This is a genomic window from Acinetobacter pragensis (genome assembly GCF_001605895.1).
In the GTDB taxonomy this organism is placed as follows: Bacteria; Pseudomonadota; Gammaproteobacteria; order Pseudomonadales; family Moraxellaceae; genus Acinetobacter; species Acinetobacter pragensis.
On record NZ_LUAW01000027.1, the window covers coordinates 1 to 15837 of the forward strand.

Consider the following 15837-nt stretch of genomic DNA (forward strand, 5'->3'; position numbering starts at 1 on the left):
AAAATATTTTTCTTTAAAAACATATAGATTTTATAAAACCAACATCATCATTCACGTACAAAGTCTCAAACTCGAATTAATAGTTATTTTACATTACTCTCATCAACTTGACCTGAGGGCTTTGTGTTTGTAAACAGCAGATGCTACCTACTTACCCTCATCAAAATTTTTAAACTCTGTGGCAAGCTGGCTGAGTGTTTTGACTTGCTTTCCATAACGACGACATGAACGGCATGCCAATAAATGAATTTGCAAATTAGTCTGTTCGGTCGGGGGGGCGCGCTATCTAAGTTTTGATTACTGGGTGAAGCATTTTTTCTTAAAATGAAATGAATAAGGGAATAAACTCTATTCCCTTACATTAAAGCAACTTGGATCAGCCTTTAAACCAAACTCAGGCCTATCCGCTGACAATCAAAGGTCTTTCTACGATGCCTTGTCACTCTTAAATAATGATTATTGGCATGGCTGTTTAAACGGTTTTTTACAGCTTGCAAAGCACGTTGAGTCTGCTTGTCATCAAAACAGTTTACCGAGATACCCTTTAAATCGTGCTCTTCAAATGAAACGGCTCCATAACCATTGGTTATATCCTGCCATTGTTCACCAATTCTGCGCGCATGATCCGCTAGAGTGACAGCTTGTGCCTGTCCAGCATAGATACAGAATAACTGAACATAATAGCCCTGCTCTGGATCATGTTTAATCTGCCAAATTACAGAATGAATGGAACGAAACAGCTCAGTATCTCTGGAGCGAATTAACTTTAGGAAAGCACTGAGGTAAAGATCGAGATCATATAGTCGAATCACAGATAGCGCTTCAGGTTGGATCCCTAAACAAATTGGAAAGATGGTTAATTGATCTTGTTGCTGTATACATTCTGATAAGAAGCGTTCAGCCTTTTTCACCTGTTTCTTATACTCGTTCTGATCATATAGATAATCCGCTTCAATCAACCCAACTTGATCGTGTACATATTTTATAAAACCTTCAACCACATGATCAGGTAAGTCTTGAATAGAATCATAGAACTTAAACGCATTGGCTTTAAAGATGATCTGCTCAAGATGCTTAAACACAATGATTGCTGCGATGTAATTATTCCCATCGATAAAGAATCGTCTGGATTTCTTAATCAATGGAATGATCTGCTGTTTGAATTGTTCAACACTGATTTGATTAGCTAATATTGCTTGAATAAAGATTTCAATTTCACAAAATGTTTGAGATTCATTGTAAGTCGTCATGATAAAACACATCCTAAGTTATTTATTTCATAGACTTAGGAGTGCCGTAACTTTTTAATGGTGATCTAATCTAGAATCCACATTGCCGCAAGGTTTGGACTACACTTCTACGCCAATGCACTTCAAATTGGCCCGTACCAAAGCTGCGCATTCGAGGCAACATAGCCCGTAAATGCTGTGCATATTTTTCAGGATTGACCAGATACATGGCCGCATTCAAAGCATTGCTTACTTCCAATTCAACATTGCACTGGATATGCCCTACACCTAATCGATTAAATTCCTTAAACTGCTGCTTATGATCCGTGGTATTACAATTAAAGTACCATCCCAGATTACCTGTAATACTTTGCCATAATTTCCCAACCTGATCAGCGAGATACCAGTCACTCATACGTTTAGATGGATCATAGATCAGCAATAAATGGCAATGATAGCCTTTATCTACCCCCTGTTCTAATGCCCATGCATACCCTCGCAAACCCATGAAACATCGATCTTGATTTGCGATACGATTTCTTAAAATACTCATATGCTGTTGAACATTCTCAATACCAATATAGACCTGTTGTTTTTTGAGATAACCCAAATCAACACGCACAAATAAAAGTTCAGAATAGTGGGTAATGAGTTTAGTCAGATACTGATGCAGTGAATTTCGATTCTGCTGTTCTTGTTGGATAAAACGAGCATGCTCATTCCAATAATCGTTTCGATATTGATAGAGTACATAGCATAGGGTTTGAACTTGCTGAGTATTAAAATTTAAGATCTGTGATGCAGGTTGACCATTCAGAAAGTAATCAATCCATTGCTTACATTGAATAAAATGTTGGATCGATTCAGCGTAGTGAAGCTGTGCTGAATAGAAGTGTTGAAACGCTTCATATAATGTACTGAGTGACTGTTTGAATTGTTGATCATTGATTTGTTCAAAGCAAACGCTATAAACAAAGTCTTCTATCGCAGTACAAACACTGGATTCATTCCAGATTGGTGTTGTCAAATTCATGTTGTGATACTCATCATGTTCGGATTCATATCACAGGCATGTCTGTAATCTTTTACTTGTTTACCCATATATATGAGTAAAGAATCAAGTAATAATAAAATAAGATATTGATAAGTATATAATTAGAATTAGATATAATAACTTTAATAACCCGCTAAGCTCCATCTACGACTTAACAGCGAATCGGTTAGATTGACTGAGCATAAAGCACATGACTTAACCTAACAGAGAAAAGCTAAAGTTAATTTTTTGGGTTATTACCTTTTTCAACATTAACAGTTGAACCCTTGATTAAAACCTTTCTGATCGGGACTTCTGGTCTTGGCTGGAAAATCTCATTGTAGGATAAATATTTGATAACTGTTTGTTTAAATAAATTTTGCTTTTTCTTGTCCCTAACATTAAATACTACGAACTTTGAGTTAAATTCTCGTTGTGATGAAAATACAGCTATAGATTCCGTATTGCTATACACATTCTGAGGATCTTTTTTTGACTTACTCTCAAAATGGTTTGTTAAGAAATTATGCCAATAATCAATTATTGATCTTGCAATACTATCAACCTGCGTAAGCTTAGATCGAGGAAAGAAAAACAAAACATCAGCAATACTTTTTTTCTGAATATTAAGACTCCAACAGCCTAAATAACCAACACATTTTGATAACGGTTGCGCTCTTTTACCAAAACGGATGAAACTTGTGAAAAGCTTAGAAAACTCTTCTTGTGGGATGGTCCCCCATCCCTCTACATCTAAGATGAATTGAATTCTATAGACCACTAGATCTTGCACTAAAATAGCATTTAAATAATCGATAGCTGTCGCATAACGTCGAGCACAAATTTTATATTGTGTCTCAATTGCAGTTTTTTTATTCATCTCTAAATGTTTAGAACTAATCCTGTTTTTTAGTCTTCCATGATGAACCGAATTTTCAATGTATCTATCTCTGAAAGCTGCAATCGCCCTATTCAGCTCAAAAATTTTGGTTAAATCCAGATTGAACTTATCGTCCATTTTGTTCTTTAAAAAGAAATTTGATATGCCAAAATGATCTACTTTGATATTAAGACTTAAAGCAGAATTTTCATTGTAACCTAAGAATAATTGCACTGCCTCATACTCATCAATCAAACTGAAATATTGCTGGCAGCATGGAGTAACCGAACGCGACCATTCATCTTCGGTTAATAAGTTGGACTCACTAAACTGTCTAGGGAAATCAAAAAAGCTGCCAAATGAGACCAAGACATTTTCAATAAAAATCTCTAATCGCACACCGACTTCGACTAATCCTTTAAAGTTAGTGTCAATGCAGGCATATTCTTGATACATCAACTGTGCTATCTCAATCCGTTCAACAGCTGCTATTGGTAAATCTTGATATTGCCAAATTTTTTCTGGATTTTTGCCTTCTATTCGTTTTTTCCACTGCTCAATATTGCTCTGATATGCTAGTAATGGGTCGTAATATACAAATTCATCAAGCCTTAAAAACTCCCCATTAAGAGGGACATTACCCGCATTGTTTCGGTAATCCAGCTTTATGATGTAATCAATGTATGCGTAGTAGCCCAGAATCCAATACTTAAACTGGTGTATCTGCTCTGTTTGGTGATATGAAATTTTTGTAAAATCGTGCTTGGTAATTTGCTTTGACAGGTTTAGCCAATTGGTGATTGCGACGCCTGAATCAAACTTGTCTCGACTGATACTATCGGTGAGCTTTTCAATTATTTTTTTCGAGCTAAGCTTTTTTTTACCCTTAAAAAATAAAATACAATGCAAATTCAAGCCATGCTGATGGTCACTTTCCCACTTAAATAATCCATTCAAAAAATCAGGAAACCGATTTAAGTACGTCTGAATTTTGGTTATGTAGTCTAAATTAATTCGGATAAATTCATGTTCTGGACTGTTAAATGAATTTTTTAGATTTATATCTAGACACAGAACATTCAATTCCAAATTTTGTGAAATTAGGGAATCAAACTCCGTACATAAATAGTTATGCTCAAAAAGATTTGGTCTACTTTCAACTTCTACATTCCAACTTATACTTTTCTGATTTTCCTTAATCCATTCTTTTAAAGCTTCTATTTGACTTAAAGGAAATGAAGTATCACTCCTCCTACGGGAAACTTTTTGTAAATTTGGGGATGAATGAGCATAGGGATCACTCTCGTCTAAGTGTAAGGAATGTGCACTTGCATTCTGTATATTTCTAACACGTTCCATCAGTTCAGCAGAAGTCGTCATTTGACTAAACATATACCCACTGTCGGGGTAAATTAATGTATCAGCCACCAATTTACTAAAATACAAAAAAGTATCTTGATCAAACTCATGCCCCCCATTATGCGTATTTAAAAACTTCTCAAGTACAGGATTTCTGTGGCTACGAATGTCCTCAAAAAAGTTAGAAAAGTTTTCCAGTAAATCAACAGACTCTTTAAAAAAAGTGTTCCTTCCATGTTCTCCAGATGACAACGACGCATATGAGTGTGGAACTCTCAGCCTTAACAACTTAAAAAGTTTTTCTTTTTCCATAAAAATAAAAAATATACCAATTAAACCATTGAATTTATTATATATGAAATTAAAATTCAATTTTTAAAACACATATTAATCACATTTTTTCAAAATAAAAATAATATTATTTAGAATTATTAATCAGCAAAGTTTTAAGTGAGATTCCAAAATACATAGTTTTCTGCAACTAATCCCAGAAGTTTAATCAACAATCTACCCTTCAATTTTCTCAACCATAAAGCGCTCGCATAGCCAAAATATCTAGTACTGTTTCATCACCTCATGAGTTTAATTCCGTAGTACTTTTTCCATCTGACATTCAAACAAATCTATTCAATCAGCCAACATAACCTGAAAGTTAAATGTTAAATTTATTCAAAAGATGAGCTGATGCTAAATAGAGAAATATATTTGAAAATGAGCTTTGAAAAGTAGCTAAGTGAATAATTTCAAATAGCGAAGGTAAGATAGTTTTGAGTCAAAACGAGATTGTTAAGATTTCGATATCCTTATCAAGACGGGTAACTTTCTCTTTTTCAAAAGCTATGTCTGTTCAAATCTGAACTAATACAGAGTATTAAATAATGATGGCGCTCAGACCATAATCCCCCCAAAAGTGAGTCGTAAAATTTTCAGATTGATATAGAATTTTGAATACTCTCTTTTTCGACTAAAGTTTATTCTTGTACTTGTGTATTAATTTTAGTCCAATTAATCTGACATTAAAGGACTAAAATACTTAGATGAAACTAGTAAAATACTACTATTAAAGGTAAATGTCTTTTCCTCAAACTCCTCTCAGCTATTACATCCAACTCATCACTTGCTCCCCATACCACTCCATAATTTTCACTCGCTCATCCCAGTACTGTGCTCTGTTATAAGCGGATCGAATTCTGTTTTGAGGAACATGAGCAAGCTGACGTTCAATCGCATCGGGATTAAATAGGTTTGACTCATTGAGGACTGTACTGAATAACGACCTAAAACCATGTGTTGTCATTCGACCTGCATAGCCTGACCGCTTAATCACAGCTAAGATCGATTCACTGCGCATGGGTTCCTTGTTACTTAAACGGTGTGGAAATAGTAGTTCCTGATTATGGGTAAGTCTTAATGCCTGAAGCTCTGCAATCATTCTGTCCGTCAACGGTACACGATGTGGCAATCGATTCTTCATACGCTCTTCAGGGATATCCCACTTGCGCCCTTCCAAATCAAATTCATCCCAACGTGCTCGTAGTAATTCACTTACTCGAACGCCTGTCAGCATAATTAGGACAATTGCATGGTGTGTTTGAGCATCAGCAGGATAAGCCTTAATATGTATGAGAAACTCAGGCATTTCAGCGGCAGATAAAGAGGCTAAGTTTTTAACCCTTTTATTCTTGAGGGCATAAACCAAATCACCGGCAGGATCATCGTAACGATAGCCATGAGCAATGGCATATTTCATCACCATCCCACAACGAGATAAAGTACGTTTGGCTACCTCAAGTGAGCCTCTCGCCTCAATCTTTTTTATGATCTGCAAAATTTCAGGTGCTTGAATCTGATTAATACGCTTATTTTCTAATGAAAGATATAATTCATCTAGAGATGCTCTGACATTGCTAATATGTTTTGGAGACCACGTCTCCTTCTGATTCTCGAACCAATCTTCAGCTACTTCTTTAAAGAAAGGCTTTATGTCCTCATGAAGTACTGATTTGGAATGTTTATACTTAAGTTCATAAGCCATTTCTCTCGCTTTTTTCAAACTAAGCTCTGGGTATGGTCCTAGTGACTCAGATTGACGCTGCCCATGAACAGTATAGCGGACATTCCAATACTTCTGCCCTTTAGTCGTAATAATCAGCGATAAACCATGTGAATCCGATAGGCGATATTGCTTGTCTTTCGGTTGAGCTTTTCTACATTCTGCATCTGTGAGTGACATATATTTAACCAGAATTTGTTGTGTTAATTTCTGGGTAAATTTTGCCAATTTTTACCCACACAAAGCAAAAATAGGGTCAAATCGCTTAGGACAGTATCGGACAACACAGCCAATAAAAAAGCCCTTAAACATTGAGTTTAAAGGCTTTTTTACATTCAGTCGAACCGCTCTGAATTGAATTTTGGTGGAGGTGGCGGGAGTTGAACCCGCGTCCGCCAGCATTACGCTCGAGAATACTACATGCTTAGATATCGTCTACTGTTTTAACTCTTTGTGACCCGACGAACAGGGTACAAATCGCGATCCTCTAAATTTAGTACAAAGCCCCGAGGCGTGGCTTTAATACGGACTTGTGTGCGTGCGCTTCAGTCGGACTCTCTAACCACAAGTATTCGGAGAGGCGGACAAGCTGCCCTTAGGCAGCTAGAGCGTATGATTCGTCGTTTGCGACTAAAAAATGCAAATTTGATTTACGAGAGAAAATGCGCTCTCGGCATGCATCTATGAGTTTCATCACCAGCGTCGAAGCCAGAAACACCCCCAAAGTACGCAGTAATCATAGCATAATTAATAAAAAATACGATGCATTTTCTAGACAATTACACTTTTCAATGCGCTTAATTACATTATTGCGCTAATATTTTCATTTTCAAGGACGATATAAGAATATATGAGCTATTTACTGGCACTCGATCAGGGTACAACTTCCAGCCGCGCCATTATTTTCAATGAACACGGTAAGGTTCATGCAACAGCGCAACGTGAAACTCAGATCAAAACCCCGCATTCCGGCTGGGTGGAGCAAGACGCTCAGGAAATTTGGAGTTCACAGATTTCTGTCGTACAGCAAGCCCTTGCATCGGCCCGTATCTTAGCCAAAGACATTAAAGCCATTGGATTGACCAACCAGCGGGAAACAACCGTTGTTTGGGACAAGCGCACAGGCAAACCTTTAGCACCGGCGATTATTTGGCAAGACCGCCGCGCTGCAGACTGGTGCAATCAGCTTGTCCAGCAAAATATGCATGAGACTATTCATCAAAAAACAGGCCTCCGCATAGACCCCTATTTCAGCGCAGGCAAACTGGTTTGGCTGTTAGAAAATATCTCAGAACTGCGTGCGCTTGCGCAGCAGGGCCACGCTGCTTTTGGCACCATCGACAGCTGGCTGATTTGGAATTTAACCCAAGGCGCAGAGCATGTCATTGAAGCCAGCAATGCGTCCCGCACCATGCTGATGAATCTGCAAAATCAGCAATGGGATGATGAACTGCTTGAATTATTTAATATCCCTGCCTCCGTGTTACCCAAAATCATCAGTTCAGACAGCTATGTGGCGGATACTGCCTCCGGCCTGCTGGGCGCCAACATTCCTATTACCGGTATTTTAGGTGACCAGCAATCGGCTCTTTTCGGGCAGTCCTGCTTTGAAGCCGGCACTGCAAAAAATACCTACGGTACAGGCTGCTTTATGCTGTTCAATACCGGTACAGAAGTTCAATACAGCCAAAATAAGCTGCTGTCGACTCTGGCTTGGCAAGCGCAGAATCAAACTACTTTTGCATTGGAAGGCAGCGTTTTTATGGCAGGCGCCGTTGTACAGTGGCTGCGTGATGGCTTAGGCATCATTCAAAAAAGCAGTGATGTCGAAAAGCTGGCTTGCCAAGTGGAGCATACCGATGGCGTTGTATTGGTCCCTGCCTTTACCGGGCTAGGCGCGCCGCATTGGGACAGCGAAGCCCGCGCTCTGCTGTGCGGCATGTCCCGCGGAACCGGCAAAGCGCATATTGCCCGCGCCGCGCTGGAATCAATTGCATTTCAAGTGTCGGATGTGCTGACCGCCATGCAATCAGATATCTCTAAACCGCTGAAAGAACTCCGTGTTGATGGCGGCGCCTGCGCCAATGACATGCTAATGCAATTTCAAGCAGATATCCTAAATGTTCCCGTTTTACGCCCCAAACTTTTGGAATCCACAGCATGGGGCGCGGCGGCTATGGCTGGTTTAAAGTCTGGCGTGTTTTCAAATTTAGAAGAGATTGCGCAATCTTGGCAATTGGAACGCGCTTTTGAACCTCAAATGAATACAGATCAGCGTGAATACCATCTGCAGCAATGGCAGTCTGCCCTGAAGCGGGCTAAATCAGATCTTTAATTCAGGCCAGCACATCATATTGACTTAATAAAAAACCGCTTCAAAAAGCGGTTTTTTCATCTGTTGGATTTCATCAGTGCGCATGGCCGCCGCCCGCCACGACTTTCGGCCGAGGACAGAACCAAATCATGATGGCTGCCGTAATAAAGACCAAGGACAGCAATAAAAATACATGATTGGCGGACAGCGTTAGCGCTTCTTTATCGACAAGGCTCGAAATATAGCCCAGCGCGCCTTCGGAACTCATGCCCTGCTGCACCAATGCCGCTTTGGCATCATCGGTATGCAGGCTTCCGGCCATTTCACTGCGCGCTATTTTGGTGTGGTCATCCCAGATTGTCACTGCAATGGACGCGCCTATTGCCCCGGCCATCGTCCTTAAAAAATTCATTAAGCCGGCAGCCGAAGCCATTTCGTGCGGTTTAACCGAAGCCATTGCCATATTGGACAATGGAATAAAGAAAAATGGCACAGCAAAACCTTGAAGAATTTGCGGTAAAGCAAGCGCAAAGAAATCCGCATCAGTCGTCCAAAACGAACGCATTAACGTGACTCCGCCCAATATGCTCAGGCCAAAACTGGCCAAAGCCCGCTGATCATATTTGGTGGCTAACTTCGCGACTAAAGGCGACATGGTCAAACTGCCAAAGCCCATGGTTGCTGTTAAATAACCGGCCCATGTTGCGGTATAGCCCAAGTTAATCTGCAGCCACTGCGGAATCAGTACAATACTGCCAAAGAAAGCCCCGAAGCCCATGGCCAAAGCCAGAACCGAAATGGTAAAGCTTTTATATCTGAAGATTTGCAGATTAACGACTGGATGCCGGTCGGTCAGCTCCCAAATGGTGAAAATCACCAAGCCGACCAATGAAGTGAGCGCCAAAGCAACAATAAACGGGCTATTGAACCAGTCACGTTCATGCCCCAAATCCAGCATCAGCTGCAATGCGCCGATCCACAGCACCAGTAATATTAAGCCGCCCATATCAATTTTCAGTTTTGTCGTTTCAGTCTCTGCAGGCTTCAACAGGCGCATCGCTGCCATCGCGCAGACAATGCCGACTGGAATATTGATAAAGAAAATCCAGTGCCAAGATAAGTTGTCGCTGATCGCACCGCCTAAAATTGGTCCTAAAATAGGCCCAACAACGGTGGTCATGGCCCACATGCCCATCGCCTGAGACTGCTTTTCTGGCGGAAAAATCCGCAATAGCAGCATTTGGCTGAGCGGCATAATCGGGCCGCCAAAAAGGCCCTGTCCAATACGGCAAAACACCAGCATTTCTAAGCTTGTGGATAAACCGCACAGTACAGAAAACACCGTAAAGCCAATTAAACTGAAGGTAAAAACTTTTACTCCGCCAAAACGCCCTGCCAGCCAACCGGTCAAGGGCACACAAATCGCTTCGGCAACGGCATACGAAGTAATGACCCAAGTGCCCTGCGAACTGGAAACCGCCAAACTTCCGGTAATATGCGTGATTGAGACATTGGCAATGGTCATGTCCAGCACGACCATAAAGTTAGCCAGCGCCAGCACAAAGGCAGCCAATATCAGCCGGCCGCCTTTTAAATCACCATAAGGAACGTAGCTATTCATAGGCGATTACTTCGAGTTCAGATCAATGTTCGCTTCCATAGACAAACCCACGCGCAATGGATGTTCTGCCAATTCTTTCGGGTCAAGCTGAATGCGCACAGGCAAACGCTGAACGACTTTAATCCAGTTGCCTGTTGCATTCTGCGCAGGAATTAAAGCAAAAGCTGATCCTGTACCGCCAGAAAACCCAACGACTGTACCTGTATATTCAACAGAATCGCCATACAGGTCAGAAGTTAAAGTTACTTTCTGCCCCGGACGGACTTTTTCCAGCTGGCTTTCTTTAAAATTCGCATCGACATACAGCTGCCCCAAAGGCACCACCATCAGCAAAACACTGCCCGGCGCAACACGCTGTCCTACTTGAATTTTTCGGCTGGTGACCACGCCGTCAAATGGGGATTTAATAACCGCGCGCTCTAAATCAAGCTCTGCCTGTTTCAGTTTAGCCTGTGCGACTAAAACATCTGGGGTTGAATTTTCATTGCTGCCATGAATTAAAGCATCATTAGCCGCTAAAGTGCTTTGCGCCGCTTTTTGGCTGGATTTCGCTTGTGCCAAACCGGCCTGAGCCAAATCATAGCCTGCCTGCGCATTCTGCATCGCGCTTTGCGCAGTGCTCAGTTCTTCTTTCGAAATTGCGCCAGATGCACTCAGCTGCTGACGGCGGTTCAAATCATCTTTAGCCTTGTCCAGTTCTGCCTTGGCTTTCGCCACCTGCGCTTCTGAACTGTGAATGCCGTCATCACTGACAAAAACCTGCGAGTTCAATGCGCTGCTGTTGGCTGCTGTTTGCTTGTACTGGCGCTGGGCTTTCAATAATTCAGCTTTCGCCTGCGCAACCGCAATTTCAGCATCCCGCGGATCGACCCGCACCAGCACATCGCCTTTTTTGACTTGCTGGGTATCGCTGACCAGCACCTCAGCAACCTGCCCAGTCACCATCGATGTGACTGAGGCCGTTTCAGCGCCGACATAAGCATTATCAGTCGATACTGAATGATTAAAAAAAAGCGTCCAAATCAGATAAAGAACAGCCGCAAGAATTAAGATCAAGGCAACGAAGCCTAAACCTTTTTTCCGCTTGGCTTTCAGTTCCTGATCACTCGGCTGAACCTCTGTTTGAGAATCTGGCAGTGTGTTTTGAGCATCTGTCATTGATTTTTCCTAAATCCAACAGACTTGGTCAGCCGGCAACATCCTTGCTTAGCGCAAGAAATCGGACATTTTTGTCCTCAATGGTGTCGATGAGAAAGTCATTTCTTTTTAAATTTGACGCATTTTATAGCGAGATAATCATCTTTTGAGAATATAAAATGTAACTGGGCAGTCTTTTTTCTGCCTACAGCATCCAATTTTCATTGGATGCTGTAAATTATACTTAACTATTATTGATTTAGCTGAATTGAAAATTAATAGGCATAGGATGCTATTGCGGTGGCAATCGCCTTGCCTTCGTCATTGACCATGGTCATGCGCATGGTGCATCCTTTGCGGCCTAAACGCAATGTTTCTGCACGTGCAGTAAAATGTTCGCCGCGGCCGGGCGCTAAGTAATCTACCCGCATATCCACCGTGGCTAAGCGTGAAACTTTTTTACTGGTTTCAGCCAAATGTTCCGGTGCTGATTTTCGGTAAAGCTCCGCCATAGCAGAAATGCCGCCAATACTGTCCAAGAGGGTTGCAGCTACGCCTCCATGCAAAATCTGAAAAGCCACATTGCCAATTAAGTTTTGCCCCATTTCAACATGCGCTTCCACTTGACCGTCTACAACCCGCATCTGCATGCCATTATGCAAATAAAAAGGCGAACTGTTAAATGCTTGGCAAATTTTTTTCAAGATCGCCTGAATATCAATTTCTGAGCCCGAACCAATATTGCCTGTCCAGCTTTTTTCTGCTTCCGTCATAGTCTGATCGAATTCCCGTTATTGGATAAAAAAATAAACGCGGTTGCCCTAAAGGCGGATTATAAGTCTACAATAGCCCACAGTTTAATACTGATTATTGAGATTGTTATGACCTATACGTTCAATCGTCCAGCATTTCCTGCTACCCGTATGCGCCGAATCCGTAAAAATGACAAACTGCGCGCTATGGTTCGTGAAACTCAGCTGACGGCTGATCATCTCATTTACCCAGTATTTGTATTGCCGGGTCAAAATCAAACTCAAGATATTCCAAGCATGCCCAATGTGCAGCGCCTGTCTGCAGATTTACTGCTGAAAAAAGCAGAACAGCTGCTGGAATTAGGCGTCTCCAAGCTGGCGCTGTTTCCTGTGACACCGCAGGAAGACAAAAGCCTGACCGCAGAAGCCGCTTGGCATGAAAATGGCCTCGTGCAAAGCACGGTGCGCCTGCTGAAAAAAGAATTGCCTGAGATGGTTCTCATCACGGATGGTGCGCTTGACCCTTATACCACGCACGGTCAAGACGGCATTATTGATGAAACCGGCTATGTACTGAATGATGAAACTGTTGAGTGCCTGATTAAGCAGGCATTAAGCCATGCGGAAGCCGGCGCGGATGTCATTGCGCCAAGCGATATGATGGATGGGCGCATTGGCGCAATCCGTCAGGCTCTAGAAGCCAACGGCCATATTTACACCAACATCATGGCGTATTCTGCAAAATATGCCTCAAGTTTCTACGGCCCCTTCCGTGATGCAGTCGGTTCTTCAAGCAACCTGAAAGGCGGCAATAAATACAATTACCAAATGGATGTCGGCAACCGCGCAGAAGCCCTGCATGAAATTGCGCTGGACATTCAGGAAGGCGCTGATATGGTGATTGTGAAGCCAGGCATGCCGTATTTAGACATTGTCCGCGAAGTTAAAGATACTTTCGGCATTCCAACTTTCGTGTATCAGGTCAGCGGCGAATATGCCATGCTGGCAGGCGCCATTCAAAATGGCTGGCTGTCCGACAGCGTGATTATTGAGTCCTTGATGAGCTGCCGCCGTGCAGGCGCTGACGGCATTTGGACTTACTTTGCAGAAGAAGCCGCGCTTAAACTGAAAGACATGAAATAATTTTTGAATCCGCCTTTCTCATTTGAGAAAGGCTTTTTTATGTGTAAGGCTTTCAAAATATTTAAACCTTAGGACTGGGTTCAAACAGATGCATATTGCCATTATTGGTGCAGGAATCAGCGGTTTACTGACTGCACTTGAGTTGATTGAGCAAGGCTGTTCCGTCACCATTTTTGATCAGCAAGCTGCAGGAAAAGCGGCCTCTTGGGCCGGCGGCGGCATCCTATCCCCCATGTACCCGTGGCGCTACCCGCAGCCCGTCAATGATCTTGCCAAATATGGCAAAGGCTTATATCAAAGCTGGAATGAAAAATTACAGCCTATAACGAGCATTGATTTTGAAATTCATGAAACCGGCATGCTGATTTTTGATGAAGCGGATTTTGAAACAGGCTTGAACTATGCGGCAGCATATAACGAGCCGATGCAGCACTGCGAATATTTACAGCAAGAACAGCTGGAGCAGATCAATCCCAGAGTTTCTGAGCAATTGACGCAAGCGATTTATTTTCCGCAGATTGCCAATGTGCGCAACCCGCGCCTGCTGAAATCAATTATTGCCTATTTGAAACAGCATGCTCAAGTTGAATTTATTGAAAATACTTGGATCAATCACTTTGAAATCCACGAGCATCACGTTCAGTCTATTGGCGCATCCAATGGGCACAGCTATAAAGCGGATCATTTTGTGATTGCCACCGGCGCTTGGTCGGAACATTGGTCACAGCAGTTAAATCTCTCTATTCCTGTCGAACCTGTTCAAGGGCAAATGCTGCTGTTTAAAACACCCGAAAACTGGCTGCCGACCATGTGCATGAATGAAGTCATGTATTTAATTCCGCGAACTGACGGCCATATTGTTTGCGGTTCCAGCATGCATCATTTGGGTTTTGATAAACGCCCATCCACCCAAGTTCAGCAGAATATTTATAAAACCAGTTTGGCGATGGTGCCTGAACTGGCCGATTTCCCAGTCGTAAAGCAATGGGCTGGGCTGCGTCCGAGCTCGCCTACAGGTGTGCCTTATATTGGGAAAATGCCGGATTTAAACAATCTCTGGGCAAATTTCGGCCATTACCGCAACGGCTTATGCATGGGGCCAGCATCGGCACAATTGCTGCGCCAGCTGATGCTGCAACAGCCCTCAACGGTAAATCCAGCGGCTTATGACCCAAATCGGCTGATCCCCAATAAAGAACTCAGCCGCACATTGCAAACGGTATAGTGTCAACGATTGCATTCTTCGCCAATATGCAATCGAACCCCGAATAGACCATGATTTACGCGCTATCATTTACAGAACTTCATGACGGCATTGACTTGACAGCCCGCTGTAAGATTGCGCCGTCAATGAAGGCTGCGCTATTCAGCATCAAGCAGATAAAATCAACTCAGCAAATCAGCCAGCGCTTCTTTGAGCGTAGGGAAATTAAATATAAAACCTGCCTCTGAAAGCGCCTGCGGTTTGACATACTGCCCATTCAGCACCAGCTGCGACTGCTCTCCCAGCATTATCTTCATGACCCATGCCGGCAAACACAGCACCGGATGCTTATGCAGCTGGCACGCGGCCAGTTCAGAAAAAATGGCCTGACTGATCCGCTCTGGCGCTGTCAGATTGAATATTCTCGCTTCAGGTTGCTTATCCATTAAAAATTCAATCGCCCGAAGCACATCCCGGATATGCACCCAAACCACAGGCTGCCGACCATGGCCAATTCTACCCGCTAAATTCATTCGGATTGGCTGAAGCATCTGAGGCAGAATCCCGCCTTTTGCTGACAGCACGATACCTAGCCGTATAATTTTAGTGTTCTGATTGGGAAATTGCAGCGCGGCCTTTTCCCATTGCTGACAGAGTTCAGACTGAAAAATATGCTGCGGCGGTGAATCTTCTGTACAGGCATTTTGCCATTGTTCTGCGGCATCTATGCCATAGTAGCCCACAGCCGAACCCGAGATAATGCATTTTGGCGTTATACGGCGGCGTTCTAAATAACGGTACAGGTTTTCAGTAGTTTCAACCCGGCTGCGGATCAGCTGCTGCTTACGCGCCGCAGTCCAGCGGCCTTTGCCAATACTTTCACCCGCCAAATTAACCACATAGTCAATTTGATCACTTTTCAGCTCATCCAGCTGTGCAATCCACTGCATATCCGGGTGGCGGGACACTAAGTTCGCTTGCCGGCTTAAGCCGACGACTGCATAATCTTTGGACAGCAAATACTGGATTAGCCTTGTGCCAATAAAACCGCTCGCGCCAGTGATTAATACCCGTTCTTTATGCATACGCCAATCTCATTTTAATGATGTGCT

General features: G+C 42.6%; 11 protein-coding genes, 1 other RNA gene and 1 pseudogene. 3 read left to right on the top strand and 10 right to left on the bottom strand.

Annotated elements, in window-relative coordinates; genetic code table 11:
• Window positions 1–147: 147 nt before the first annotated feature.
• The 6 genes and pseudogenes from AZH43_RS18915 to ssrA form a co-directional block, all read right to left on the bottom strand.
• Window positions 148–267 (bottom strand): annotated as a pseudogene (locus tag AZH43_RS18915) (zf-HC2 domain-containing protein); the annotation flags it as partial.
• Between the two features lie 116 nt (window positions 268–383).
• Entirely contained in the window at window positions 384–1250 is an 867-nt protein-coding gene (locus AZH43_RS12265; protein ID WP_067670088.1) for a hypothetical protein, read from the bottom strand.
• Window positions 1251–1320: 70 nt separating this feature from the next.
• Window positions 1321–2262 carry a YagK/YfjJ domain-containing protein gene (locus tag AZH43_RS12270; protein WP_067670090.1) on the bottom strand — a complete coding sequence of 314 codons (942 nt, stop codon included), beginning with the start codon at window positions 2260–2262 and terminating at the stop codon, window positions 1321–1323.
• Between the two features lie 241 nt (window positions 2263–2503).
• Window positions 2504–4813 (bottom strand): hypothetical protein, encoded by a 2310-nt coding sequence (locus AZH43_RS12275; RefSeq protein ID WP_227509816.1) that lies wholly within the window; start codon window positions 4811–4813, stop codon window positions 2504–2506.
• A gap of 787 nt (window positions 4814–5600) precedes the next feature.
• Entirely contained in the window at window positions 5601–6734 is a 1134-nt protein-coding gene (locus tag AZH43_RS12280) for a tyrosine-type recombinase/integrase (protein ID WP_067670092.1), read from the bottom strand.
• 182 nt (window positions 6735–6916) lie between these two features.
• Window positions 6917–7276, bottom strand: a transfer-messenger RNA (tmRNA) gene (gene ssrA / locus AZH43_RS12285).
• Between the two features lie 128 nt (window positions 7277–7404).
• Between ssrA and glpK the strand changes: the two genes are divergently transcribed.
• Window positions 7405–8889, top strand: coding sequence for a glycerol kinase GlpK (gene glpK / locus AZH43_RS12290; RefSeq protein WP_067670094.1), 1485 nt, complete (start codon window positions 7405–7407; stop codon window positions 8887–8889).
• 73 nt (window positions 8890–8962) lie between these two features.
• Here the strand turns inward: glpK and AZH43_RS12295 are convergent, their stop codons facing one another.
• The 3 genes from AZH43_RS12295 to AZH43_RS12305 all read right to left on the bottom strand — a co-directional run bounded on the left by AZH43_RS12295 (window position 8963) and on the right by AZH43_RS12305 (window position 12399).
• Window positions 8963–10489: a DHA2 family efflux MFS transporter permease subunit gene (locus tag AZH43_RS12295; RefSeq protein ID WP_067670096.1), complete on the bottom strand. Its 1527-nt coding sequence runs from the start codon at window positions 10487–10489 to the stop codon at window positions 8963–8965.
• A 6-nt stretch (window positions 10490–10495) separates the two neighbouring features.
• Window positions 10496–11647: an HlyD family secretion protein gene (locus AZH43_RS12300; RefSeq protein ID WP_067670098.1), complete on the bottom strand. Its 1152-nt coding sequence runs from the start codon at window positions 11645–11647 to the stop codon at window positions 10496–10498.
• Between the two features lie 254 nt (window positions 11648–11901).
• Window positions 11902–12399: a thioesterase family protein gene (locus AZH43_RS12305; RefSeq protein ID WP_067670100.1), complete on the bottom strand. Its 498-nt coding sequence runs from the start codon at window positions 12397–12399 to the stop codon at window positions 11902–11904.
• A 108-nt stretch (window positions 12400–12507) separates the two neighbouring features.
• Here AZH43_RS12305 and hemB point away from each other — a divergent pair, with 108 nt between their 5' ends.
• On the top strand, window positions 12508–13521 hold the full coding sequence (gene hemB, locus AZH43_RS12310; protein ID WP_067670102.1) for a porphobilinogen synthase: 1014 nt from the start codon (window positions 12508–12510) through the stop codon (window positions 13519–13521).
• Between the two features lie 88 nt (window positions 13522–13609).
• A complete protein-coding gene (gene thiO / locus AZH43_RS12315) occupies window positions 13610–14746 on the top strand; it encodes a glycine oxidase ThiO (RefSeq protein ID WP_067670104.1) in 1137 nt (378 codons plus the stop codon).
• 161 nt (window positions 14747–14907) lie between these two features.
• Here the strand turns inward: thiO and AZH43_RS12320 are convergent, their stop codons facing one another.
• Entirely contained in the window at window positions 14908–15810 is a 903-nt protein-coding gene (locus tag AZH43_RS12320; protein WP_067670106.1) for a TIGR01777 family oxidoreductase, read from the bottom strand.
• Between the last annotated feature and the right edge of the window lie 27 nt (window positions 15811–15837).

Excerpts from the sequence above, each read along its gene's own strand:
- AZH43_RS12295 (WP_067670096.1), bottom strand. The coding sequence starts at position 10,489 with ATGAATAGCTACGTTCCTTATGGTGATTTAAAAGGCGGCCGGCTGATA.
- glpK (WP_067670094.1), top strand. The coding sequence starts at position 7,405 with ATGAGCTATTTACTGGCACTCGATCAGGGTACAACTTCCAGCCGCGCC.
- AZH43_RS12280 (WP_067670092.1), bottom strand. The coding sequence starts at position 6,734 with ATGTCACTCACAGATGCAGAATGTAGAAAAGCTCAACCGAAAGACAAG.
- AZH43_RS12275 (WP_227509816.1), bottom strand. The coding sequence starts at position 4,813 with ATGGAAAAAGAAAAACTTTTTAAGTTGTTAAGGCTGAGAGTTCCACAC.
- hemB (WP_067670102.1), top strand. The coding sequence starts at position 12,508 with ATGACCTATACGTTCAATCGTCCAGCATTTCCTGCTACCCGTATGCGC.
- thiO (WP_067670104.1), top strand. The coding sequence starts at position 13,610 with ATGCATATTGCCATTATTGGTGCAGGAATCAGCGGTTTACTGACTGCA.
- AZH43_RS12320 (WP_067670106.1), bottom strand. The coding sequence starts at position 15,810 with ATGCATAAAGAACGGGTATTAATCACTGGCGCGAGCGGTTTTATTGGC.
- AZH43_RS12270 (WP_067670090.1), bottom strand. The coding sequence starts at position 2,262 with ATGAATTTGACAACACCAATCTGGAATGAATCCAGTGTTTGTACTGCG.
- AZH43_RS12300 (WP_067670098.1), bottom strand. The coding sequence starts at position 11,647 with ATGACAGATGCTCAAAACACACTGCCAGATTCTCAAACAGAGGTTCAG.
- AZH43_RS12305 (WP_067670100.1), bottom strand. The coding sequence starts at position 12,399 with ATGACGGAAGCAGAAAAAAGCTGGACAGGCAATATTGGTTCGGGCTCA.
- AZH43_RS12265 (WP_067670088.1), bottom strand. The coding sequence starts at position 1,250 with ATGACGACTTACAATGAATCTCAAACATTTTGTGAAATTGAAATCTTT.